Genomic DNA, 20,824 nt, shown 5'->3' with positions numbered 1-20,824 from the left:
GGCTACCTCGATTTTTTCGGATAAGCAGGGGTTGGCTTTTTTAGCAGTTCACGCAGAATCTCAATCTCTAACTCCTTTTCACCAAGCATCTTGACCGCCTTCTCATATTTCTGCTCGACCTCTACCAGGCGCTTCAGTTCCTCTACCTGCTCCTGGGGGTACGGATGATCTTGTTCTCCATGGGCTTCCCGGTAATCCCTCACCCACTGATTCACCGTGGACGGAGTCACCCCATACTTTCGGGCAACCACCGCCGCCTTAATGCCAGATAACACCTCTTGCGCTGCCTTCTCTCTTGTTCCTGTTAAGTGTCCCATACCGTTCATCCTCCTCCTATCTCTAGTCTACATTTTTGTGGGGGAGGACTCCAACTTCATTAGGGGGCTGTGGAGCATTCCGCACACACGCCTCCGCAGCGCTCAATGTAATCGGTTTTTCGATTACATTCCGCCTAATCGCCTCCGCCTAGCCCAATGTGATCGGTTTTTCGATTATATTTCCCCCACGCATCCCTTTCCGGCCCATTATCCTTCAAATAGCAAAAACACCACCCGCAATGGATGGTGCCTCTCATCTAATATATATGTGTCAGCCAAACCGGCCCATAATATATTCCTGCGTCATCTGGTTCTCGGGGTTCGTGAAGACCTTCTCGGTCTTGTCGTATTCCACCAGGGAGCCGAGATAGAAGTAGGCGGTATAATCCGAGATCCGCGCGGCCTGCTGCATGTTGTGGGTGACGATCACGATGCGCAGCTCCTCCTTCAGCTCCTTGATCAGCTCCTCTACCTTACCGGTTGATACCGGGTCAAGAGCCGAAGCCGGCTCATCGAGCAGCAGGATCTGCGGGTTGACTGACAACGCCCGGGCGATACAGAGACGCTGCTGCTGTCCGCCGGACAATGCCAGAGCGGAATCCTTCAAGCGGTCTTTGACCTCGTCCCACAGGGCGGCGCGGCGCAGGCTGCTCTCTACGATTTCATCCAGTGCCTGCTTGCCCTTGATGCCATGATATTTCGGGCCGAAGGCGATATTGTCGTAGATCGATTTATAGAACGGATTAGGCTTCTGCCAGACCATGCCGATCTTTTGCCGCAGCTTGATTACATCCGTGCCTGTAGCATTGATATCCACACCGTCAATCCAGATGCTGCCTTTGGTGGTAGAGCCGGAGATATCGTCATTCATCCGGTTCAGTGAACGGAGAAAGGTTGATTTCCCGCAGCCCGACGGGCCGATCAAGGCGGTAACCGTATTCTGGGCAAAAGGAAGGCTAATCCCCTTCACCGCCTCATACGTACCATAATAAATACTCAGATCCTCCGTTTGAAATGATTCGCGCACCACTGGTTCCGCTATTCCCATCTCTTACTCCTCCTAAAAGTTCTGATAACATACACGTTCTGACTCTTCTGCGCAAAAATTCGCTTCGGAAGCCTGTGTCCTCTTCTGTCTAACAAGCCTAGCTCATTCTCTTGGATGCAGTAAGCTTGCGGTAGATGAATCTGCCGAAATAACGGGCAGCCAGATTGAAGATTAATACGGTCAGCACCAGAACGGCTGAAGCGCCCGCTGCAATCTGAAGTGCATCCGGTGCCAGGCCTTCACTGTTGACCTTCCAGATATGCACCGCCAGCGTCTCCGCCGGACGGAACGGATTGAGCGGTGAGGAAGGACTCAGCGGATTCCAGTTGCTGAAGTCCAGACGCGGACTGCTCATCCCTGCGGTGAACATCAGCGCAGCCGCTTCGCCGAACACACGGCCGGCCGACAGGATCGTGCCGGTGATGATGGTCGGCAACGCTACCGGGAGCAAGACTGATGTAACGATCTTCCACTTGGATAATCCAAGTGCGAAGCCTGCCTCCTTCTGCTGCTTAGGCAACGTGCGGAAGGCTTGCTCCGTAATACGCACCATCAGCGGAAGGTTGAAGAAGGTTAACGCGAGCGCACCCGAGATCAGGGAGAATCCGAGATTGAAGGTGTTGACGATCAGCAGGAGACCGAACAGACCCACGATGATCGACGGGAAGGAGGACAATACCTCCACGACCAGACGGATGAAGTTGGTCAGCTTGCCGGGGCGGGCATATTCCGCCATGAAGATTCCGGCACCCAGCCCCAGCGGGACCGTGATGATCAAGGTCAGCACGAGCAGGAACAGGGAGTTGAACAGCTGCGGCCCGACGCCTCCGCCTGCGCGGATCTTTTGCGGCGCCGAGGTCAGGAAGTCCCAGCTAATATGATTGAAACCGCGGATCAGGATATATCCGAGTAAGCTAACCAGGATGGCTACAATCAGCAATGCAAAGGTCACGATAACAACAGTGGCTATTTTATTCGCAGTTCTCGGCTTCAAATTTTATTTCTCCTTTCGAGCATTCTCACCAGCAGGACGAATACAAAGGTCATCAGCATCAGTACCAGCGCCATACTCCACAGCGCATTGTTCTGCGGTGAACCCATCGTTGTATTCCCCATGCCCAGCGTGATGACACTGGTAAGTGTGGACGCGGATTCGAACAGGGAGTGAGGCACGAACGGCGCGTTACCGATAACCATCTGCACGGCAAGAGCCTCGCCGAAGGCGCGGGCCATGCCAAGCACTACCCCCGTCATAATTGCCGGGAAGGTCGTCGGGAGAATAACCCGGGAGATCGTCTGCCAGCGTGTGGCACCGAGCGCAAAGGATGATTCTTTCAAGTTTTGCGGCAATGAAGCAAGCGCGTCTGCAGCCACGCTGGTAATCGTCGGCAGAATCATGACCGACAGCACTAGCGCGCCTGCAGCCACCCCGATGCCCTGTCCGGGCAGCGTATCCCGCAGAAATGGAACAATGACGCTTAAGCCTACGAAGCCGTAGACGACAGATGGAATGCCTGACAGCAGCTCAATGACCGGCTGCAGCAGCTTTTTACCCCAGCCCGGCACGATCTCTGTCATGAAGAGCGCCGCGCAGATGCTGAGCGGACTCGCGATCAGCGCAGCCAGCAGGGTAACCAGGAAGGAACCCGAGATGAACGGGAAGGCTCCATAGGAAGGTGTGTCTGCTTCAGGCGACCACTTCGTGCCGAACAGGAACTCTGAGACCTTGACCTCGCCATTCACGAAGTTGGCTACGCCTTTGGAGGCTACGAAATAAACCATGGATACAATGATGACAATGAGCAGCAGCACGCAAAAGGACATATAAATACGTCCGATTAAATTTTCTATATGATGTTTTTCCAGCCGCTTGTTAGTTGGTTGTCCCCTCAAGATGCTCCCTCTTTCTAAAGTGAAAAGAGAGGCAGAAGAACTCCGCCTCTAATCACATTAAAGTTTAAATCCAATCCTCACTTTGAACCGGTGAAGCTTATTTAGGTGTTACAGTACCTGCCACATCACGCGATACCTGCATTTTGGAAGCCGGGATGTAGCCAAGCTCTACAACGTCGCCAGTCTGTACTTCGTCCGTCAGGAAGTAATCCAGGAACGCTTTTACAGTCTCATTAGGTTCACCGTTAGTGTACATGTGCTCGTAAGCCCACACCGGATATTTACCGGCCACTACGTTGTCTACAGAAGGCTCAACGCCGTCATAGTTCAAGGTTTTAACAGAATCATCGAGATAGGACAGGGCCAGATAACCGATCGCTCCCGGTGTTTCGCCGATCATTTTCTTAACCGTACCGGAGGAATCCTCTTGAATCGAGCCCTTCAGGTCCTCTGTCTTGGTGCCAAGAGCAAAGCTCTCGAAGGTAGCACGGGTACCTGAGCTTGCCGGACGGTTGATGATCTGGATGGCCTGGTCTGCGCCGCCGACCTCTTTCCAGTTCGTGATTTTACCTGTGAAAATATCCACCAGCTGTTGCTTGGTCAAGCTGTCTACGCCTGCCTTCGGGTTGCTTACTGCCGCAATCGCTACAACCGCCACCTGGTGATCCACCAGTTCAGCCGCCTTCGCTGCATCCTTCAGCTTCTCTTCGGCGAATACGTCTGAGTTCCCGATATCGACTTGCTTCTCAGAGACCTGAGTCAAGCCCGTTCCGCTGCCGCCGCCTTGAACCTGAATGTCCACGCCAGCATTAGCATCCATGAATTTCTCAGCTACCTGCTCTACGAGCGGCTGAAGTGCTGTGGAGCCTGACGCCAGGACCGAACCGCTTAGCTTCGCACCGCTGCTGGATTCTGTGTTTGTAGCAGCCGGTGTATTCCCTCCGTTATTGGTTGTTGCATTATTTCCCCCGTTGTTTCCGTTGCCGCATGCTGAAATTGCCAGTACGCTTGTAAGAGCCAAAGCCATGATCCACGATTTTTTGAATTGCATTTGTTTTTTTCCTCCTAAAGGTTTTGTGAGTGTCTGCTGCGTTCCATCTGCTTCGTACAAAACTCACTTGGGAAGCATTATTGTGTCTATCAGCGTCTCTTCTGACTCTTCTTATTCTAGGACCCGTTCGTTAGATAAAAGTACTGAGTTTGTAAACCCAAGGATAAAAGTTATAATATAAATTGAGTAGTTGAATAGATAAAATCTATATCGAAACAACAATAGGGTTTTTTTTGCCCCATCCCCGGAGGAATCTTCATGAACCTTGTAAAGCTGCAAATCTTAGTTCTCATCGAAAAATATAAAAAGGTTACGGATGTAGCCGCCGAGATGAACCTTAAACAGCCTACCGTCTCCTTCCATATGAAAAGTCTGGAGAGTGAGCTTGGCGCTTCCCTCTTCCAGTACCGGAGCGGCCGGGTCCTGCTGACGGATGCCGGACGCGCCTTGTATCAATATGCGGTCCGCATTGTCTCGCTAAGCGCGGAGGCCGAGCGGACAGTCAAACAGTTCACCTCGCTTGCCTCGGGGAATCTGGAGCTTACCGCCAGCGATATCCCTGCCAGTTATCTTGTGCCCAAACTGCTGTCGCAATTCACACAGCATTATGACGGGATCGATGTCTATCTATCCGTACTTCCGGATGACGCCATCCGGGAACAGCTGCGCAGCCGGGAGATCCAGCTCGCCTTGCTGCACAGTGCAGAGGGCCAGGATGATACCTTCCATACGCAGGTGATTGCTGAAGAGGAGACGGTGCTGGTCTTTGCGCCGGAGCATCCGTTTGCCGGGGAGCAGGAGCTGACCGCCCAAGCCGTAGCCCGCGAACCCTGGGTGCAGCATGAGGCCGCCTCCTTCCTGCGCGGAATCTCTGACCAGTGGGCACAGCTTAATAATGTAAGGGTCTGGAACCATGCGGTGCTGGGCTCACCGGAGGCAGTCAAGGGGATGCTGTACACAGGCCGTATGGTAGGCGTGTTCTCCCGCTCAGGAATTGAGGCTGAAGTAGCGGCGGGCCGTCTGGCTTACGCCAAGCTGCCGGGAATACTTCCCGCTGACGGGTCTTTTGTGCTGGCTTGGCGCAAGGATTATACATTGTCTCCGCTCCAGCAGGCTTTCGCCGGGATGGCGGCGGGTTATGTACAAGTAGAAACGGCTTCGCCGTCCTTTTAAAGGACGGTACCGTTTCAGCGAGAAATAGAAGGATAAGTTATCGTGTGAAACCTATAAGTTCTTATATTTTGAAAAAACGGTATCCCCGGAGCGCCTGTGTAACTGCGCTAACGGGGATACCGTGTGGTGGTGAACCTTATTATCTTTTGACAGCGACCAGGGTGAAGGTCTTGGGAATTCCTTTATCGTACACATCCGACGACAGATTAGGCTCCTCCACCAGCTCTCTTATCACCAGTCCGCTGGCTGCGGCAGCCGTAACCAGCTCGCCCAGCGTCCAGCGCCGCCAGTAGACAACATTCGGCTTGTCCGCCTCTAAGGCTGCTCCTGAGGAAGGCATGTATTTGGAATAGGACACCTGCTTCTCTTCAAGCGCGGTATCAAAATAATCCCCGCTCACCTTATGCTTGCGGACCTTAGCCGTCGACCCCTTGGAGGAGATCAGCTTGGTCGTTACCGGATGGAAATCCCGCAGAACGAACGTCCCGCCCGGGGCCAGCAAGCGGTATGCTGTAGCCATGAACGGAGCCAAATCCGTAAAATAGTGAACAATCCCCATTTCGGCAAAAACCGTATCATAAGAGCCGTTAAGATACGCTTCCGGCAGCTCCAGGACATCCGACACGATATAGTCAAGCTGCACTCCGGCTGCCTGCGCGAGTTCACCGGCATAACGGGCATTGGCCTCCGAGAAATCTGCTACAGTCACCTCAGCGCCCAGCAGACCAAGCGCCACCGCTTTCATGCCGTTAGAGCCCATCAGGTTCATGATCCTCCGGCCCTTCACTTCACCGAGATAGGTATTCAGCGGATACAGCTTCCCCGCAGGGTCCCTGAGCAGCTTCTCCGCAGCCTCCGCAGGGGTTCCGAACCGGCTGGTCCAGGCCGCATAGGTATCCTCATTCCACAGCTCCTCGCTGGTAGGTGCCGCCTCCTTACTCAGGCCATCCGGTTCATTCTGATTCGGTTCATTCATTGCTTTCGTTACCCCTTTGTCTATGTTCTAAGAAATGTAATCAAAATCGCCTAGGAAGCGTTCGGCAGAGACTCCCGGAGCTTCAGCGCTTTCCTGCGCCCGGCATACAGATAGACGCCCAGTCCGGCCATGACCAGCACGCCGCCCGCCCATTGCAGGCCGCTAAGCTGCTCACCCAGCAGCAGGAACGCCAGAATACTCGCGCCGACAGGCTCTCCCAGGATATTCATCGACACAGTAGTCGCCGACGTAAATTGCAGCAGCCAGTTGAACAGGATATGTCCGAAGACGGTCGGCACCACCGCCAGCAGGACGAAGATCCCCCATTCCCGGGCCGGATAATCGAAGAACGGTGTGCCAGTCACGAGATTGTAGACGGCAAATACAGCGGCCGCAGCGATAAATACAATCAGGCTGTACAGATAGGACGGCATACGTGCCACCAGCTTTTGTCCAAGCAGCATATGAGCCGCCACTGCGACCGTTCCGCCAACCGACAGCAGGTCGCCCTTCAGATTCTCAGCAGACAAGCCAATGTCTCCCCAGCCGATAAAAGTAACGCCGAAGATGGCAATTGCCATCCCCATTATGGCAGAGATCGAGTTACGCTCTTTATACAGTATGTACGCACCGAGCATAATGAATAACGGCTCCAGCGCCATAATCATCGTCGAGCTGGCCACCGAGGTATAATTCAGCGAACCCATCCACAGCAGAAAATGCAGGGCAAGCATGACACCCGACACTCCCAGCAGCAGCCAGTCCTTCCGCCGCAGCTGAAAGAGTGCCCCGCTATAGGGACGGGCGAACGGCAGCATCAGCAGCGAGGTGAACAGCAGGCGGTACATCCCTTGGACCGATACGGGCGCGGAGGACCATTTAATGAAGATAGAAGAAAAAGAAATGGCCACAATTCCGATTACCATCAAGAGAGGCACGGGAACGAGCGGTTTATTGGTACGCATAACAGAACGCCCCTTCATAGGATGTAAGACTCATTATGTTAATTTAACGTAAATTGGTGAAAAATGCAGCTTTTTTTTGATATTCAGCACGTGAACAAAGGCACAGAATCCGCCTCTGACGGGTTCCATGCCTTATACTTGTTCAAATATAAGAAATTACATGTTTCACACCATAACTTATCCTTCTATTTCTCGCTGAAACGATACCGTCCTATAAAAGGACGGCAAAGCCGTTTCCACTTGTCCTTATCCATGCAGCAGCGGAGAATACATCATCAGCGCGTGGTTCTCGGCCACCGCTTCGTCACCGGCCAGCTCTCCGCTATGCGTCAGCACTCTGCGCCGGATCGCGTTGCGCCGGATATACCCGCCCCACGGCTCCAGGCTGATGCGGTGCCCGTCTTCATACACTTCATAATGGTAGAGCTGCTGTCCTGCACAGCGCCATTCCCCGCGCAGATGAGTCTCATCCAGATGCAGCTTAAGCTGATAGGCATGCTCTGTATCATTGCGCAGCTGGAGATCCAGATAATTATAGGCACAGGTAGCCCCGCTGCCAAAGGGCTGGGTCCGCTGCTCATCGGGGAAGACATCATAGCTGTGCCGGTGCCGCTCGGTCACCGTCAGCGGGGTATGCAGCGTCATCCAGTAGATCAGATTGGACAGTTGGCAGAGCCCGCCGCCTGTGCCGGAACGAAACCCGCCGTAATGAAGCACCATTCCGTCCAGGTAGCCTTTTCTTCGTGTCGGTTTGCCGATCCTGCGCCAATACGAGAAGCTCTCGCCCGGTTGAATGACAAGCCCGTCCAGCTTCGCCACCGCGAGCCTCAGGTTCACGATTTTGTTGTGCTGAAGCTGCATATCCACATTACGCAATTTACGCAGCAGCGGAGTAGCATGACTGGCCGCTTCGTACGGCAGAGCTTCACTGCGCTGTTCTGTAGCCAGGCGGCCGCTGGCTGTGATCCATTTCCAGTATCTTTTCCAGGTGAAATACCGCTTGCCTGCAAATAACCGCAGCTTGGAACGCCGGATGGGCTTCATAGCCTGCATCGTCATTGCTTATACCTCCCCCGTGTAGCTATTGTCCGATTCTATAATTATATTCCCCTTCTACTCTGGAAGCTTCTCAGAGATTACCAGAATAAATGTAGCAAGCGGTCCGAGCAGCAACGACAACAGAAACCAGTTCATTCCGCTCCGGTTCTTTCCTTGCGCCAGTCCGGCATTAATCAGAGCCAGTGTACCCCAGCCTGCGTAATAACCATTCTCCATTATAATTCCTCCCCTGTTTCCTGCAAATAGTAAAAGACCGGGCCTCAGGAAGCCCAGTCTTAAGTATAGCTAATCTTTATGAGAAAATCTTACTTTCCACGCTTATTATGCCAGATCAGGGCATGCAGCTGTGGCAGCACCCGTGCACGGTTCATCTGCGGATCTGCAATGACTAGCTGGAACAGCCATTCCAGCCGCCCCAGCAGACGGCCTGAGATGTCGCCTTCCTCGGTGACGTTATCGTTGCCCGGCTGCAGGAACAGCGGAACCTCAGGGTACCTGAAATGTACCTTACGGGCATATTCATAATCCTCCTGGTTAAAAACAACCACCTTTAAACTATGTGAAGACTTGCCGTTGTCAGCGACTCTATGCATAATCTCATCCAGTCTGTCCCAGTCCGTGGCCATCCCGGAGCTGGGCGGCTTGGGGCTGATCGTCAGCACATCAACGTCGCTGAACCAGTCCTGCCACCTGCTGCCCTGCGTCTCAATCGCTGCCTGGATGCCGCGTTCGTGGAGCAGGGAGATGAACTCTCCCATGGCCTCCCCGATCAGCGCCGGGTTCCCGCCGGAGATGGTGACACAGCCGAAGTTCTCCCCGGCCAGCTCCAGCAGCCCGGAGAGAATCTCCTGCGGCGTAAGCATCGTCACTTTATCCTTGGCCGAGCCGTCCCAGGTGAAGGCGGAATCGCACCAGCCGCAGCGGTAGTCGCAGCCGTAGGTGCGGACGAACATCGTTTTGACACCAATGACCGCGCCTTCCCCCTGAATCGTCGGGCCGAACATTTCAATCACAGGGATTCTACTCATGATCGCAGCCTCCATACAGACGGTAAGCCGGTCCCTCCTCAGGTATATCTGCTGCCAGCACTTCAGCCCAGGAGGTAGGAGTCTCCCATAGCTTCACCGAATACACCGGCAATGCCGCCCGTTTCAGCTCATAGGCAATGTAGGCTGACAGATTCTCCGCCGTGGTACGGAAGGAGAGCAGCGCGACTTTGGAGCCTGTCGAGAGTAGTGTCTCCAGCACAGGTTCATTGCCCATCGCCAGAAAAGCATGATCCAGCCGCCCAACTACCGCCTCCTGCACAGCCGCCTTAATATCGCTGAAATCGATCACGAAACCTTCATCCGACTGCCCTTCCTCAACGGACGGCACACCCTTCAGCACTACCTCAAGCTTGTAGGTATGCCCATGCAGATTGCTGCATTTCCCCTTGTGTCCGATGAGCTGATGGGCAGCATCGAAGGTAAAAATTTTGCAGACGGCTACTTCGCCCCGCATTATAGTCCCGCCTCCTGACGCTCTGCCTCATATTGCTCCAGACCGCGCTGACGCAGGAGACATGCCGGACAGGTGCCGCATCCGCTGCCAATGATCCCGTTATAGCAGGTCAAGGTCTGCTCCCGGACATAATCGAACTGGCCCAGCTCGTCTGCCAGCTTCCAGGTTTGCTTTTTGTCCAGCCACATCAGCGGGGTATGAATGACGAACTCCACATCCATCGACAGATTAAGCGTGACATTCAGCGACTTCACGAATACATCACGGCAGTCCGGGTACCCGCTGAAGTCCGTCTGGCAGACCCCGGTGATAATGTTGGAGTAGCCAAGCTGCTTGGCCAGAATGGCCGCAAAGGACAGGAACAGCAGATTACGTCCATCCACGAACGTACTGGGCAGCTCTTCTCCCTCACCTGCGGTAATGTCAATATCATCCCGGGTCAAGGCGTTGGGAGCAAGCTGGTTCAGCAGCCCCAGGTCCAGAATATGCTGCTTCACGCCGAACCTCGCGGCAATTGCCTTGGCGACTTCAATCTCGGCCGCATGGCGCTGATTATAATTGAACGTGACCACCTGAACCTCCTGGAACTCCTGCAATGCCCACGCCAGGCAGGTCGTGCTGTCTTGGCCGCCGCTGAAGACGACTAATGCCTTTTTATTTACCATAATGATCTCTCCTCCTGATGGCTCTGTGAAGCTGGTTCCTGCGATTAACGGTTGTCCACTTTCTCGGGATACAGATCATGATTCATCAGCCGGTGCCCGGCCATCGCCTCATATTTAGTTCCCGGACGCCCCCAGTTGCAGTAAGGATCGATGGAAATGCCGCCGCGCGGTGTGAATTTGCCCCACACTTCGATATAACGCGGCTCCATCAGCGAGATCAGATCATTCATAATAATGTTGACACAGTCCTCATGGAAATCCCCATGATTGCGGAAGCTGAACAGATAGAGCTTCAGTGACTTCGATTCTACCATTCGGATATCAGGAATGTACGAGATATACATCACCCCGAAATCCGGCTGACCGGTCACGGGACACAAGCTGGTGAACTCGGGACAGTTGAATTTGACAAAATAATCGCGGCCGGGATGCTTGTTATCGAACGCCTCCAGAATCCCCGGATCATAGCCGAACTTGTACTGCGTGCCTTGGTTGCCCAGCAGGGTAACCTCCTGCATTTCCTCTTGCGTTCTACCTTCTGACATGACAAAAAACCCCTCTCTTTTCCCTAGGCTCATAGCCTGAACTGGAAAGAAGAACGAGATTTCGAAAACCTGGCTCTACTAAGATAGCTTAGTTTTTTATAGAGGGAGTTCGCGAACCTCTCCTGCGCGCGGCGCAGATTCCTTCTTTATCTTGGTGCGTCTTGAACTATACCATGATTGCAGCGGGCTTGACAACCCTCACAGCTGATCCAGAATCAGCGAGCACAGCAGTCCCATTGCAGCGATGAACCCCGTGAGCGGTCCCCCTTCTTCATAGGCTTCGGGCATCATGCTGGAGGACACCATGGCAATAATTCCTCCTCCGGCAAAAGAGGCAATCACCGCTTCCGTATAACTGCTTGCGTGATCCATGAACGCATACCCCGCCCCTGAGGCCAGTGTGGAGATAGCGAGTACGCCGAGCCACAGCAGCACTATCTTGCCTTTGCCATAGCCGTCCTGTTTCAGTCCAGCCGTGCTGGATAAGCCCTCGGGAATATTGCTAATGAAGATGGCAATGACCAGCAGTACGCTAACGCCCTGACCCGCAATGAGACTTGCGCCGATCATGATCGATTCAGGAATTGCATCCAGTACCGTTCCGGCGAAAATAGCCAGCCCTCCGCCCTTCGCGTCGCTCTTCCCTGATGTGGCTCTGGCTGAGCGCTTACGTCCGGCTCCGCCCTTGCGCGAGATCAGCCAGTCGAACACCGTGAACACCATTGCTCCGGCGGTGAACCCGATAATCGTCGGGGCCAGGCCGCCGTCACTGGCAGAATCCTCTAACAATTCATACGCCGCCGCGCCGATCAGCACCCCGGTACCGAATGCCATAATGAAGCCGATCAGCTTGCTTCGAATCTGCAGGAATAAGGCCAAGAGAGCCCCAATCAGAACTGCCGAGCCGGAGACTGCGCCCCATAACAATGCGTTTCCCATTTGATTCACCTTCTTGATAGGATATTGGCATCCATACAATGCATAAGAATAGTTTACACACGAATGAAGGAAGGCAAACACCCTGCATAGTACCACTGATATATATATGGGCAGCAAATTTTACGGATTCATTTGCACTCAAAGGGGTAACTTAGAATTAACAATCTCTTATTAACCGAAGGATGGGATCTTACTATGGAAGCAAACGTACAGAAGCTTATAGACTGGCTGGAAGCCCGCAAGGATACAACACTGGTCATCGAAAAACGGGAGCTGGACGATCTCGACACTGTCCATTTCAAGCTGGAGACCGTTGACTACCGGAACGCTGACGATGTCATTGATGATTATCTGGACAGTGCGGTCATTCTGCGCGGGACAGGCAATACCCTGAATGCAGATGGAGAGCTGGTGCCCCTGCCGCAGCCGGGCTATGAGCTGGCCGTAAGCGGGCTGCAGCTTCATGAAGTGTCCGAAGCCAAGGTGGATCTGCAGACGAGCCGGGCGAAATATTCACTGGCCGTAAGCTGATTATATGGCGGCTAACGCCGTAAGAATCGAAAGAGGGTGCAGTGATAAGCCAACTTTCCGGCTTAGAACTGCACCCTCTTTTCAAGAAAACTATCGCCTATAATTCTTCCCCGATAATCTCCACTTCCGTCTCCAGCTCCACATCGAACTTGTGCTTCACCGCTGAGCGTACATGCTGGATTAATCCAATATAATCACTGGCCGTAGCATTGTCGGCGTTGATAATGAAGCCTGCATGCTTGCGTGACACCTCAGCACCTCCGATGCGCGTACCCTGGAGTCCGCTCTCCTGAATCAGCTGCCCCGCGAACCGGCCCGGCGGCCGCTTGAATACACTGCCGCAGGACGGATATTCCAGCGGCTGCTTCGATTCCCGCAGATAGGTTAACTCATCCATAGACGCCTTAATCGCAGCAGGATCGCCTGGAAGCAGCCTGAATCTCGCCTCCAGTACAATATACTGTCCGCTGGCGAAGATGCTGCTGCGGTATCCCCACTGCAGCTGATCGCCGTGCAGGGTGAGGAGCTGGCCGTTCTGATCAATCACGAGCGCACTGTGCAGCACATCCTTCACTTCCCCGCCGTAGGCTCCCGCATTCATATACAGAGCCCCGCCTACCGTGCCGGGGATGCCGCAGGCGAATTCCAGACCGGTCAGATTCTGCTCCAGCGCATAGCGCGAGACATCGATAATCTTCGCCCCGCACTGCGCATAGAGCAGCCCGTCACGGATGCCCATCTCTGACAGATCCGAGGTCTGGAGCACGATGCCGCGGATGCCTCCGTCCCGGATAATGACATTGGAGCCATTGCCGAGAATCGTAAGCGGGATCTGATGATTATGGGCATAGGCGTAGATGCTCTGGATCTCTTCATATGTAACTGGAACAGCCAAGATATCTGCTTCGCCGCCCATGCGGGTATAGACCAGATTCTTAAGGCTCTCCCGGCGTTTCAGTGAGCCTGCGGTAACCAGCGGCTGCAAATCCTCATATATGTTGTCAATATTCATTCTTCATGCTCCTACTCTATGAACAAGATAATGGTGGGGCTCATCGCCGGGCAATCACGCTTCAGCAACCACAACTTTATCAACGAACAGGCTCCCTTGTCAATGACAGGAGCCTGTTAAGAAGCTGCATACAGCATTATTATGTTTCGAAATTCCCAATTATACCCTATTCACCTGCTGCGCGCCCGGAACGGAATTCCTCCCGCCGTGCGGACCGCTCCTCCTCCTTCATCCGGGGACAGGTATAACACAGCCGCCCTCCCTCAGTCCGGTAATACATACAGCAGCGGTTACGCATCTGAACCGTCTGCTCCGGGTCCGTGAGCGATTCGATTCTCCGCACCTTCACCTGGAAAGGATTCCGCGGCATCCCGAATACGGCAGCGGGCAGATCATCCTTCAGATAGGCGTAATCCTCCTCCAGCCGGCGGAGAAGGAGCGGATCAGTAAGCTCAGCGGCGAAGGCTTCCGCATAATAATTGAATTTGGTCGGCATCTGTCCCCAGATCTCCCCAAGCGATAGGCCACTCACCTGTGAAGCCATACGGATCAGCGGTCCGGCTGTGCTCTGGTAGAAGCTGGCGAGCACCTCATTGCGCCAAGCCTTCCGGCCCGGCTCATCTGCCGGAGCTTGTACCATCCCCCATTCACGAAGCGAAAAGGCAACACGGCAGTAGCCGTCTGCCGGAACCAGATGCAGATGCAGATTCCGTAGACTGAAATCCGGTACGCACAAGAAGCCGGTCACGGAATACTGGACAGCGAGTGCAATTATGCTCAGATAACCGCCGAAATACGCACCGGCCGCTTTATCGTCGAGCGCCTTCATCAGCGGCCGGTAAGCCTCCATGAAGGCCCTCATCCCAGCCTCTTCTGCCAGTTCAGCAGCTGCGCAGGAATACACGGCTCCCTCTGGCACCTCAGAATGGAGATCAAACTTGGAGCTATATTCTTGCCTCAGGAATTCATTCATGCAGCCGTCCTACAGTCCTACTGCTTTGTATGCAGCCAGCTCATAAGGCAGACACAGCGGCACACCTGTACGCGGATCAGGTACAATATCCGCCTCAATACCGAATACCTCCCGCAGCACCGCCGGTGTCATTACCTCGTTCGGAGCGCCTTCGCTGATCACATTGCCGGATTTGATCGCTACCATATGCTGCGCATATCTGGAGGCATGATTCAAATCATGGACAACCATAATGATCGTCCGGCCTTCCTGCTCATTCAGCTTCTGCAGCAGCTGAAGCACCTCCAGCTGATGGGCCATATCCAGGAAGGTCGTCGGCTCATCAAGGAATAGAATATCTGTCTGCTGTGCCAGTGCCATGGCGATCCAGGCCCGTTGCCGCTGTCCGCCGGAGAGCCGGTCAATCGGCCGGTCACGGAATTCATTCATGCCGGTCAGCGCAATCGCACCGGCAATAATGCTGCGGTCTTCAGGCGTCAGGCTGCCGAAGCCCTTCTGATGCGGATACCGGCCATATCCTACCAGCTCAGACACCGTTAAGCCATCCGGGGCCGTAGGATTCTGCGGCAGAATCGCCAGCTGCCGGGCCACCTCCTTGGTAGACAGATTATGAATGGACTTCCCGTCCAGCATGACATTCCCGCTCTTCGGCTTCATGATCCGGGCCATCGTCTTCAGAATCGTGGACTTCCCCGAGCCGTTCGCCCCGACGAGCGCCGTAATCTTTCCTGTCGGAAGCGACAGATTCAGCCCCTTCACAATCATTGTCTCCGCATATCCGATGCTCAGCTGTTCTGTATTTAAACGTTCCGACATGATACACACTCCTTAGATTTTTATAATATACATCTCTGTATTACGCTTTCGACGTGGCCAAAAGATATAAAAAGTACGGTGCTCCAATAATCGCTACTACGATACCAGCAGGTACCTCCGCAGGCTGCATTACCCAGCGCCCGATCGTATCTGCCGTAAGCAGCAGCAGGGCTCCGATCAGGGCAGCCGCAGGCAGCAGGATCTGATGGCGCGGGCCGACCAGCCTGCGGGCCAGGTGCGGCGCGATCAGCCCGACAAAACCAATGCTGCCGCTTACCGATACACAGGCTCCTGCAAGTGCAACAGCCGCCGCCAGCAGCCACCGCCGTTCCCGTTCGAGCGGCAGGCCGAGTCCCTTGGAGAGCTCATCGCCCAGATTCAGTACGTTGAGCACCCGGGCTTTGTAGAATGCGAAGGGCAGCAGGATCAATATCCAGGGCAGCAAAGCCAGCACAAACCGCCAGTCTCCGCCCCAGATTTTGCCGGCCAGCCAGATGGCTACGAACTGATAATTCTGCGGATCGAGTCTTAATGACAAAATAAGCTGGAAAGCATATATCCCGGCACCCACAGCAATCCCGATCAGGATCAGCCGTGTCGGCGAGAGTCCATCCTCCCTCCTGTAAGACAGGAAGTAGATCAGTGTTGCAGTAAGCGAGGCCCCTGCCAGCGCCAGTAGCGGAAGCACAAGGATCGGAGCTGCTGTAGTAGCCGGTACAAAGGAGATAAAGATCAGTACGGCGAATCCGGCTCCGGCATTGATCCCCAGGGTGGAAGGCTCAGCGAGAGCATTACGCGACAAGCCTTGCAGAATTGCTCCGGCTACCGCGAAGCCTGCACCAATCAGCAAGGAAATCACGATCCGCGGCAGCCGGAAATCAAACAAAATCAGCTGCTGCTGCTTGGTGCCGTTGCCGGATAGGGTATGTAGAACTTCAAGCGGTGACAGACGCATGAAGCCGGTATTCATACTGACCAGAAACAGAATGACAATAAGCACTCCAAGCAGTGTCAGAATACCAGCCTCTCTGGAACGCCGCGGCTTGGCTGGAGGGAATGAGGTCGAGCGGTTCATTTCAGCTCCCCCTTGCGTTTGCCGGCCAGATAGATGAAGAACGGTACGCCGAATACTGCAATCAAGGCACCTAACGGTGTTTCGTATGGCGCATTAATCATCCTGGCCGCAATATCGGCCACCAGGACCAGAATGCTTCCAAGGACTGCGGAACAGGGAATAATCCAGCGGTAGTCCACCCCAACGAGATAACGCGTGATATGCGGAACCATTAATCCGACAAAAGCGATCGGGCCCACAGTGGAGACCGCCGCTCCGGCGAGGATGACGACAATAATCATCCCTGCAGTCTGTACCAGACCGGTGCGCTGTCCGAGACCCGCTGCAACATCTCTGCCCAGGCTCAGTAGCGTAATCGAACGCGACAGCATCAGCGCACCGATCAGGGCCGCCGCGACCCAAGGAGAGATTACCTGCAGCTGCTTCCAGCTCGCTCCGCCAACCCCCCCGGCCATCCAGAAGGCAATATCCTGGGAGAGGCTGAACAGGATCGCAATGCCCTGACTGACCGCCAGCAGCATGGCGCTTACTGCCGCACCGGCGAGGGTCAGCCGAAGCGGGGTCAATCCGCTATGGGAGAGCGAACCGATCCCGAATACCAGCAGTGAGGCCACAGCCGCTCCAAGGAAGCAGTACAGCATGATGTACGCGAAGGATAAGGTTGGCGCGAAGGCAAAAGCCAGGGCCAGTCCAACACCCGCTCCTGCATTAAGCCCGAGCAGCCCTGAATCCGCCAGCGGGTTGCGGGTCATCCCCTGCATAATCGCACCGGCAACGGCAAAACATGCGCCGACCAGCGCCCCTGCGGCAGCCCGGGGAATCCGCAGCTCCCGGATGACCTGATGCTGGGGCAGCTCCGGATTGAACCGGAATACCGCCTCCCATACAGTAGCCAGCCGGATATCCGCCGCACCGACCGATACGGATACCATCAGGCCGAAGACAATTGCTGCTATTCCCAGCACCAGAATAACAGCAGCAGCAAGCGGCCGCGACCTGACAGATGTTTTCCCTTCATCAGAAGGAGCTTGTAAAGCAGAATCTGTGGATGAAGCCATATGCCGTCTCCTTATCAGGATTATTAGGGAAATATAAATGATTATGATTCTCATTATCGCAAATATATGAATATTGTTCAACTTAAAAAAGAGGCAGGCTTCTATATCCTGAGGACATAAAAGCCTGCACATTTCTCCGGCCGGTAAAGAACCTATTTGACAAAACTGCTCAGAATATCATCGATGGTCTTAGAATTGGCTATAGGACCGCTGTAAAGCCAGCTGGTATCTTTGCCGAATTCATGAACATTCCCTGCCTTAACGGCTGGAATTCCCTTCCAGACCGCCCCATCTGTAATTTCTGCTCCGTCCGCCTTATCACTGTTCACCAGAATGATATGCTCTGCAGTCAGCTCTGACAATTTCTCAAGTGAAATCGGGTTCCACGGTGCTCTGGACTCCGCAGGAATATCGGTCACGAGATTCGGGAGCTTCACTCCAAGATCGCCATATAATACTGCACCGCTGCTGCGGGTCTCGTCCACGATGAAGAAATTCTTGGACACCAGCCACAGAACAGCTACCGAATCATCACCAATTGCCGCTGACACAGCCGCTTTGGCCGAAGCCGCTTTCTGGTCATAGTCTGCAATAGCCTTCTCAGCTTCTGGTGTTTTATTAAGCAGCTCACCGATTTTGAGCGTAGCCGCGCGCCAGTCACTGCTGACTTCGTCGCCCAGTACATAGGTTGGTGCGATTTTGTTCAGCTGGTCATAAAGACCGTTCTGAACCGAGCCTTCCGACTGGACGATGTGGAAATCAGGAGTGAAGCTGGTGACGGCTTCCAGCGGCAGGTCATAGCTGATCGGCGGAACATCCTTAAGCTCAGCATCGAGGTATTTCTGAGTACCATTCTTCGTAGACCATTGGGCAACCGGAGTCACGCCGAGTGCTACCAGATAATCTTCCAGATAAGAAGCAATGACACGCTGTGGGTTAGCGGGAACAGTCACCTTATGCCCCATCGCATCCGTTACGGTCTTCTCCACCGCAGGTGCGGCAGTTGCTGCAGGCACCGCAGTGGCATCCGCAGTGGCATCCGCAGTGGCTTCCACGGTTGCTGCAGGTGCAGTGCTTGCTCCACCGTTACTGCCTGCATTGCTATTATTATTTCCGCAAGCGGATAGCAGCAGTGTTGTAGTCATAAGTCCGGCCACCGCCAGCTTCCCGCTTCTTGATCCTTGCAGGTTGAACGAAAACATTGAATACCCCTCCTGTATGTTACCCTCATGATTGGCAAAAGCTCTGTTACTTTCTTCTTGTCTATACTGATGATATTGATTCTCATTCTCTATGTCAACCAATAACTTATAGTAACGGCAAAACGGCCGCCTCCGCAATAAGCAGAAACAGCCGTCTTCCTATAATCCTCTATATTATTTATGCAAATGGAAAGGAACCGTGGCGATGACAATGTCCTTCTGATTCATTAAATAAGAGCGGATGAACAAGCTGGTCTGATTATGCAGCACTGCCTGCCACCAATGCTTGGTCACGAATTGCGGAATCAGGACAGTAATATGATCCGTTGAAGAGGTCTTCCACTCTACTGTATCGATGAACTTCACCAGCGGGCGGATAATACTGCGGTAACGGGAGCGCAGGACGATCAGGCGAACTCCGGGGTTCCACTCCTCCCACTTTTGCTCCATCTTGTGAATCTCTTCTTCATCGAAGCCTACATATACAGCGACCACATTATCGGTCAAAGACTTCGCATAGCTGATCGAATGCAGTACAGCGCGGGTCACACCGGCGACAGGAACGACTACGGTGCTTCCTTTGATACAAGGCTTATCTGTTGCCGGACAGATTCGCAGCTGATCGGCAATATTCATATAATGGCGGTGAATCCGGTGGAACACGATAATGACGACCGGCAGGAAGATGAAAGCCATCCACACGCTGGAGAATTTGGTGATGATGAAGATCATGGTGATCGTTAATGTAGTTAGCATCCCGACCGTATTCACGGCGAACTTGCTCTGCCAGCCTTGCGGCTTCGTTCTGTACCATTGGACCATCATGCCAAGCTGCGATAGCGTGAACGGAATGAATACCCCTACTGCATATAATGGAATAAGTCCTTCTGTATTCCCGTGAAACGCCGCTACCAGCACTGCCGACATGACGCCGAGGAAAATAATACCGTTGGAGAAGCCGAGCCGGTCGCCGCGCACCATGAAGGCATGGGGCAGATATTTGTCTTTGGCGAACATGAACGCCAGCAGCGGGAAGGCTGAGTATGCCGTATTGGCTGCCAGGAACAGGATAACCGCCGTAATCCCCTGAATGAAGAAGTACAGCCCGCCCCGGCCGAAGGTAGACTCGGTAATCTGTGAGACCACGGTAGCCTTCTCATCAGGCATGATGCCGTACCAGTAAGCGAGCAGCGTAATGCCTGTGAACATCACCCCGAGAATGAGGCCCATGAGCATCAGCGTTTTGGCTGCATTTTTCTCCGCCGGCGCTTTGAAGTTTGGAATGGCATTGGAGACAGCCTCAACCCCGGTCAGAGCCGAACAGCCGGAGCTGAATGCCTTCAGCAGCAGAAACATACTCACGTTCGACACCGCCGAGCCAATCTCAGGAACCTGGGCATGAGCCCCGCCGGTTACATATTTGAAAATCCCTGTGATAATCAGCACGAAGATGGAGACGACGAACAGATAGACCGGGATAGCGATGAACGAAGCCGATTCGGTCACCCCGCGCAGGTTAACAATCGTTAAGAGCAAGATAACAGATACCGCTATGAGGACACTATGATTATGCAGATTTGGAAAAGCTGAAGTGATCGCATCCGTCCCCGCCGAGGCGCTTACCGCCACCGTCAGAATGTAATCCACCAGCAGAGAGCCGCCGGCCAATAAGCCGGTATGCACCCCCAGATTGCTTTTGGCGACAATGTACGCGCCCCCGCCCTGGGGATAAGCGAAGATCGTCTGCCGGTAGGATAAAATCAAAATAGCCAGCAGGCCCAATACGGCTAATGCAATTGGCAATGAGTACCAGATGGCGGTGAACCCGGCGGCCACCAGTACGATTAGAATTTGTTCTGTTCCGTAGGCTACAGACGAGAGCGCATCAGAAGACAGGACAGCCAGTGCTTTCACCTTGGATAACTTTTCATGATCGAGTTCGTTCGACTTCATCGGACGCCCGATCAATAGTCGTTTTACCTTGCTTACCATTGTAGTAACAGTTCCTCTCTTGGTTAAGTTG

General features: G+C 53.9%; 23 protein-coding genes and 1 riboswitch. Of the genes, 2 read left to right on the top strand and 21 right to left on the bottom strand.

The window, feature by feature from the left end:
• Positions 1-2: 2 nt before the first annotated feature.
• The 5 genes from NST04_RS18905 to NST04_RS18885 all read right to left on the bottom strand — a co-directional run bounded on the left by NST04_RS18905 (position 3) and on the right by NST04_RS18885 (position 4,309).
• Complete coding sequence (locus tag NST04_RS18905) at positions 3-317, bottom strand: helix-turn-helix domain-containing protein (protein WP_340750738.1); 315 nt, start codon at positions 315-317, stop codon at positions 3-5.
• Between the two features lie 271 nt (positions 318-588).
• Positions 589-1,365, bottom strand: a complete 777-nt coding sequence (gene pstB, locus NST04_RS18900; protein ID WP_036695365.1) for a phosphate ABC transporter ATP-binding protein PstB — start codon at positions 1,363-1,365, stop codon at positions 589-591.
• A gap of 97 nt (positions 1,366-1,462) precedes the next feature.
• Complete coding sequence (gene pstA, locus NST04_RS18895) at positions 1,463-2,359, bottom strand: phosphate ABC transporter permease PstA (protein ID WP_341185606.1); 897 nt, start codon at positions 2,357-2,359, stop codon at positions 1,463-1,465.
• On the bottom strand, positions 2,356-3,189 hold the full coding sequence (gene pstC, locus NST04_RS18890; protein WP_445667927.1) for a phosphate ABC transporter permease subunit PstC: 834 nt from the start codon (positions 3,187-3,189) through the stop codon (positions 2,356-2,358). The genes pstA and pstC overlap by 4 nt, the downstream gene beginning before the upstream one ends.
• Positions 3,190-3,355: 166 nt before the next feature.
• Complete coding sequence (locus NST04_RS18885) at positions 3,356-4,309, bottom strand: phosphate ABC transporter substrate-binding protein PstS family protein (RefSeq protein WP_341185604.1); 954 nt, start codon at positions 4,307-4,309, stop codon at positions 3,356-3,358.
• Between the two features lie 258 nt (positions 4,310-4,567).
• On the opposite strand from NST04_RS18885, the gene NST04_RS18880 reads away from it, so the two are divergent.
• Complete coding sequence (locus NST04_RS18880) at positions 4,568-5,482, top strand: LysR family transcriptional regulator (protein ID WP_341185603.1); 915 nt, start codon at positions 4,568-4,570, stop codon at positions 5,480-5,482.
• Between the two features lie 139 nt (positions 5,483-5,621).
• On the opposite strand, the gene NST04_RS18875 is transcribed toward NST04_RS18880, so the two are convergent.
• The 9 genes from NST04_RS18875 to NST04_RS18835 form a co-directional block, all read right to left on the bottom strand.
• Positions 5,622-6,458 carry a class I SAM-dependent methyltransferase gene (locus tag NST04_RS18875; protein ID WP_341185602.1) on the bottom strand — a complete coding sequence of 279 codons (837 nt, stop codon included), beginning with the start codon at positions 6,456-6,458 and terminating at the stop codon, positions 5,622-5,624.
• Positions 6,459-6,508: 50 nt separating this feature from the next.
• The gene (locus tag NST04_RS18870; protein WP_341185601.1) at positions 6,509-7,423 is read right to left on the bottom strand and encodes a DMT family transporter; all 915 of its coding nucleotides are present in this window, start codon (positions 7,421-7,423) and stop codon (positions 6,509-6,511) included.
• Positions 7,424-7,669: 246 nt separating this feature from the next.
• Positions 7,670-8,482 (bottom strand): VanW family protein, encoded by an 813-nt coding sequence (locus NST04_RS18865; protein WP_341185600.1) that lies wholly within the window; start codon positions 8,480-8,482, stop codon positions 7,670-7,672.
• A gap of 54 nt (positions 8,483-8,536) precedes the next feature.
• On the bottom strand, positions 8,537-8,698 hold the full coding sequence (locus NST04_RS18860) for a hypothetical protein (RefSeq protein WP_179090458.1): 162 nt from the start codon (positions 8,696-8,698) through the stop codon (positions 8,537-8,539).
• Positions 8,699-8,787: 89 nt separating this feature from the next.
• Positions 8,788-9,510, bottom strand: coding sequence for a 7-carboxy-7-deazaguanine synthase QueE (gene queE, locus NST04_RS18855; RefSeq protein WP_341185599.1), 723 nt, complete (start codon positions 9,508-9,510; stop codon positions 8,788-8,790).
• On the bottom strand, positions 9,503-9,985 hold the full coding sequence (locus NST04_RS18850) for a 6-pyruvoyl trahydropterin synthase family protein (protein WP_341185598.1): 483 nt from the start codon (positions 9,983-9,985) through the stop codon (positions 9,503-9,505). Before NST04_RS18850 ends, queE begins: the two co-directional genes overlap by 8 nt.
• Positions 9,985-10,650: a 7-cyano-7-deazaguanine synthase QueC gene (gene queC, locus NST04_RS18845; protein ID WP_341185597.1), complete on the bottom strand. Its 666-nt coding sequence runs from the start codon at positions 10,648-10,650 to the stop codon at positions 9,985-9,987. Before queC ends, NST04_RS18850 begins: the two co-directional genes overlap by 1 nt.
• 44 nt (positions 10,651-10,694) lie before the next feature.
• Complete coding sequence (queF, locus tag NST04_RS18840; RefSeq protein WP_341185596.1) at positions 10,695-11,195, bottom strand: preQ(1) synthase; 501 nt, start codon at positions 11,193-11,195, stop codon at positions 10,695-10,697.
• A gap of 82 nt (positions 11,196-11,277) precedes the next feature.
• Positions 11,278-11,321: riboswitch (PreQ1 riboswitch) on the bottom strand.
• Positions 11,322-11,393: 72 nt separating this feature from the next.
• On the bottom strand, positions 11,394-12,134 hold the full coding sequence (locus tag NST04_RS18835; protein WP_341185595.1) for a ZIP family metal transporter: 741 nt from the start codon (positions 12,132-12,134) through the stop codon (positions 11,394-11,396).
• Positions 12,135-12,329: 195 nt separating this feature from the next.
• On the opposite strand from NST04_RS18835, the gene NST04_RS18830 reads away from it, so the two are divergent.
• Positions 12,330-12,665, top strand: coding sequence for a hypothetical protein (locus NST04_RS18830; protein WP_341185594.1), 336 nt, complete (start codon positions 12,330-12,332; stop codon positions 12,663-12,665).
• A 97-nt stretch (positions 12,666-12,762) separates the two neighbouring features.
• On the opposite strand, the gene murB is transcribed toward NST04_RS18830, so the two are convergent.
• From murB to NST04_RS18795, 7 genes are all read right to left on the bottom strand, one after another.
• Entirely contained in the window at positions 12,763-13,677 is a 915-nt protein-coding gene (gene murB / locus NST04_RS18825) for a UDP-N-acetylmuramate dehydrogenase (RefSeq protein ID WP_341185593.1), read from the bottom strand.
• Between the two features lie 166 nt (positions 13,678-13,843).
• A complete protein-coding gene (locus NST04_RS18820; protein ID WP_341185592.1) occupies positions 13,844-14,650 on the bottom strand; it encodes a (2Fe-2S)-binding protein in 807 nt (268 codons plus the stop codon).
• A 9-nt stretch (positions 14,651-14,659) separates the two neighbouring features.
• Positions 14,660-15,466, bottom strand: a complete 807-nt coding sequence (locus tag NST04_RS18815) for an ABC transporter ATP-binding protein (RefSeq protein WP_341185591.1) — start codon at positions 15,464-15,466, stop codon at positions 14,660-14,662.
• A 40-nt stretch (positions 15,467-15,506) separates the two neighbouring features.
• Positions 15,507-16,541, bottom strand: coding sequence for a FecCD family ABC transporter permease (locus NST04_RS18810; protein ID WP_341185590.1), 1,035 nt, complete (start codon positions 16,539-16,541; stop codon positions 15,507-15,509).
• Positions 16,538-17,599, bottom strand: a complete 1,062-nt coding sequence (locus NST04_RS18805; RefSeq protein ID WP_341185589.1) for a FecCD family ABC transporter permease — start codon at positions 17,597-17,599, stop codon at positions 16,538-16,540. Before NST04_RS18805 ends, NST04_RS18810 begins: the two co-directional genes overlap by 4 nt.
• A 152-nt stretch (positions 17,600-17,751) precedes the next feature.
• Entirely contained in the window at positions 17,752-18,801 is a 1,050-nt protein-coding gene (locus NST04_RS18800; protein ID WP_341185588.1) for an ABC transporter substrate-binding protein, read from the bottom strand.
• A 174-nt stretch (positions 18,802-18,975) separates the two neighbouring features.
• Positions 18,976-20,793 carry an APC family permease gene (locus NST04_RS18795; RefSeq protein WP_341185587.1) on the bottom strand — a complete coding sequence of 606 codons (1,818 nt, stop codon included), beginning with the start codon at positions 20,791-20,793 and terminating at the stop codon, positions 18,976-18,978.
• Between the last annotated feature and the right edge of the window lie 31 nt (positions 20,794-20,824).

Origin of the sequence: Paenibacillus sp. FSL H7-0756, assembly GCF_038006765.1 — a bacterium.
Taxonomy (GTDB): domain Bacteria; phylum Bacillota; class Bacilli; order Paenibacillales; family Paenibacillaceae; genus Paenibacillus_AQ.
This window is presented reverse-complemented; position numbering and strand designations above follow the sequence as displayed.

What these genes read in the sequence shown, in the direction of transcription:
- NST04_RS18905 (WP_340750738.1), bottom strand. Translation starts at nt 317, where the DNA reads ATGGGACACTTAACAGGAACAAGAGAGAAGGCAGCGCAAGAGGTGTTA.
- pstB (WP_036695365.1), bottom strand. Translation starts at nt 1,365, where the DNA reads ATGGGAATAGCGGAACCAGTGGTGCGCGAATCATTTCAAACGGAGGAT.
- pstC (WP_445667927.1), bottom strand. Translation starts at nt 3,189, where the DNA reads ATGTCCTTTTGCGTGCTGCTGCTCATTGTCATCATTGTATCCATGGTT.
- NST04_RS18885 (WP_341185604.1), bottom strand. Translation starts at nt 4,309, where the DNA reads ATGCAATTCAAAAAATCGTGGATCATGGCTTTGGCTCTTACAAGCGTA.
- NST04_RS18880 (WP_341185603.1), top strand. Translation starts at nt 4,568, where the DNA reads ATGAACCTTGTAAAGCTGCAAATCTTAGTTCTCATCGAAAAATATAAA.
- NST04_RS18875 (WP_341185602.1), bottom strand. Translation starts at nt 6,458, where the DNA reads ATGAATGAACCGAATCAGAATGAACCGGATGGCCTGAGTAAGGAGGCG.
- NST04_RS18870 (WP_341185601.1), bottom strand. Translation starts at nt 7,423, where the DNA reads ATGCGTACCAATAAACCGCTCGTTCCCGTGCCTCTCTTGATGGTAATC.
- NST04_RS18865 (WP_341185600.1), bottom strand. Translation starts at nt 8,482, where the DNA reads ATGACGATGCAGGCTATGAAGCCCATCCGGCGTTCCAAGCTGCGGTTA.
- NST04_RS18860 (WP_179090458.1), bottom strand. Translation starts at nt 8,698, where the DNA reads ATGGAGAATGGTTATTACGCAGGCTGGGGTACACTGGCTCTGATTAAT.
- queE (WP_341185599.1), bottom strand. Translation starts at nt 9,510, where the DNA reads ATGAGTAGAATCCCTGTGATTGAAATGTTCGGCCCGACGATTCAGGGG.
- NST04_RS18850 (WP_341185598.1), bottom strand. Translation starts at nt 9,985, where the DNA reads ATGCGGGGCGAAGTAGCCGTCTGCAAAATTTTTACCTTCGATGCTGCC.
- queC (WP_341185597.1), bottom strand. Translation starts at nt 10,650, where the DNA reads ATGGTAAATAAAAAGGCATTAGTCGTCTTCAGCGGCGGCCAAGACAGC.
- queF (WP_341185596.1), bottom strand. Translation starts at nt 11,195, where the DNA reads ATGTCAGAAGGTAGAACGCAAGAGGAAATGCAGGAGGTTACCCTGCTG.
- NST04_RS18835 (WP_341185595.1), bottom strand. Translation starts at nt 12,134, where the DNA reads ATGGGAAACGCATTGTTATGGGGCGCAGTCTCCGGCTCGGCAGTTCTG.
- NST04_RS18830 (WP_341185594.1), top strand. Translation starts at nt 12,330, where the DNA reads ATGGAAGCAAACGTACAGAAGCTTATAGACTGGCTGGAAGCCCGCAAG.
- murB (WP_341185593.1), bottom strand. Translation starts at nt 13,677, where the DNA reads ATGAATATTGACAACATATATGAGGATTTGCAGCCGCTGGTTACCGCA.
- NST04_RS18820 (WP_341185592.1), bottom strand. Translation starts at nt 14,650, where the DNA reads ATGAATGAATTCCTGAGGCAAGAATATAGCTCCAAGTTTGATCTCCAT.
- NST04_RS18815 (WP_341185591.1), bottom strand. Translation starts at nt 15,466, where the DNA reads ATGTCGGAACGTTTAAATACAGAACAGCTGAGCATCGGATATGCGGAG.
- NST04_RS18810 (WP_341185590.1), bottom strand. Translation starts at nt 16,541, where the DNA reads ATGAACCGCTCGACCTCATTCCCTCCAGCCAAGCCGCGGCGTTCCAGA.
- NST04_RS18805 (WP_341185589.1), bottom strand. Translation starts at nt 17,599, where the DNA reads ATGGCTTCATCCACAGATTCTGCTTTACAAGCTCCTTCTGATGAAGGG.
- NST04_RS18800 (WP_341185588.1), bottom strand. Translation starts at nt 18,801, where the DNA reads ATGTTTTCGTTCAACCTGCAAGGATCAAGAAGCGGGAAGCTGGCGGTG.
- NST04_RS18795 (WP_341185587.1), bottom strand. Translation starts at nt 20,793, where the DNA reads ATGGTAAGCAAGGTAAAACGACTATTGATCGGGCGTCCGATGAAGTCG.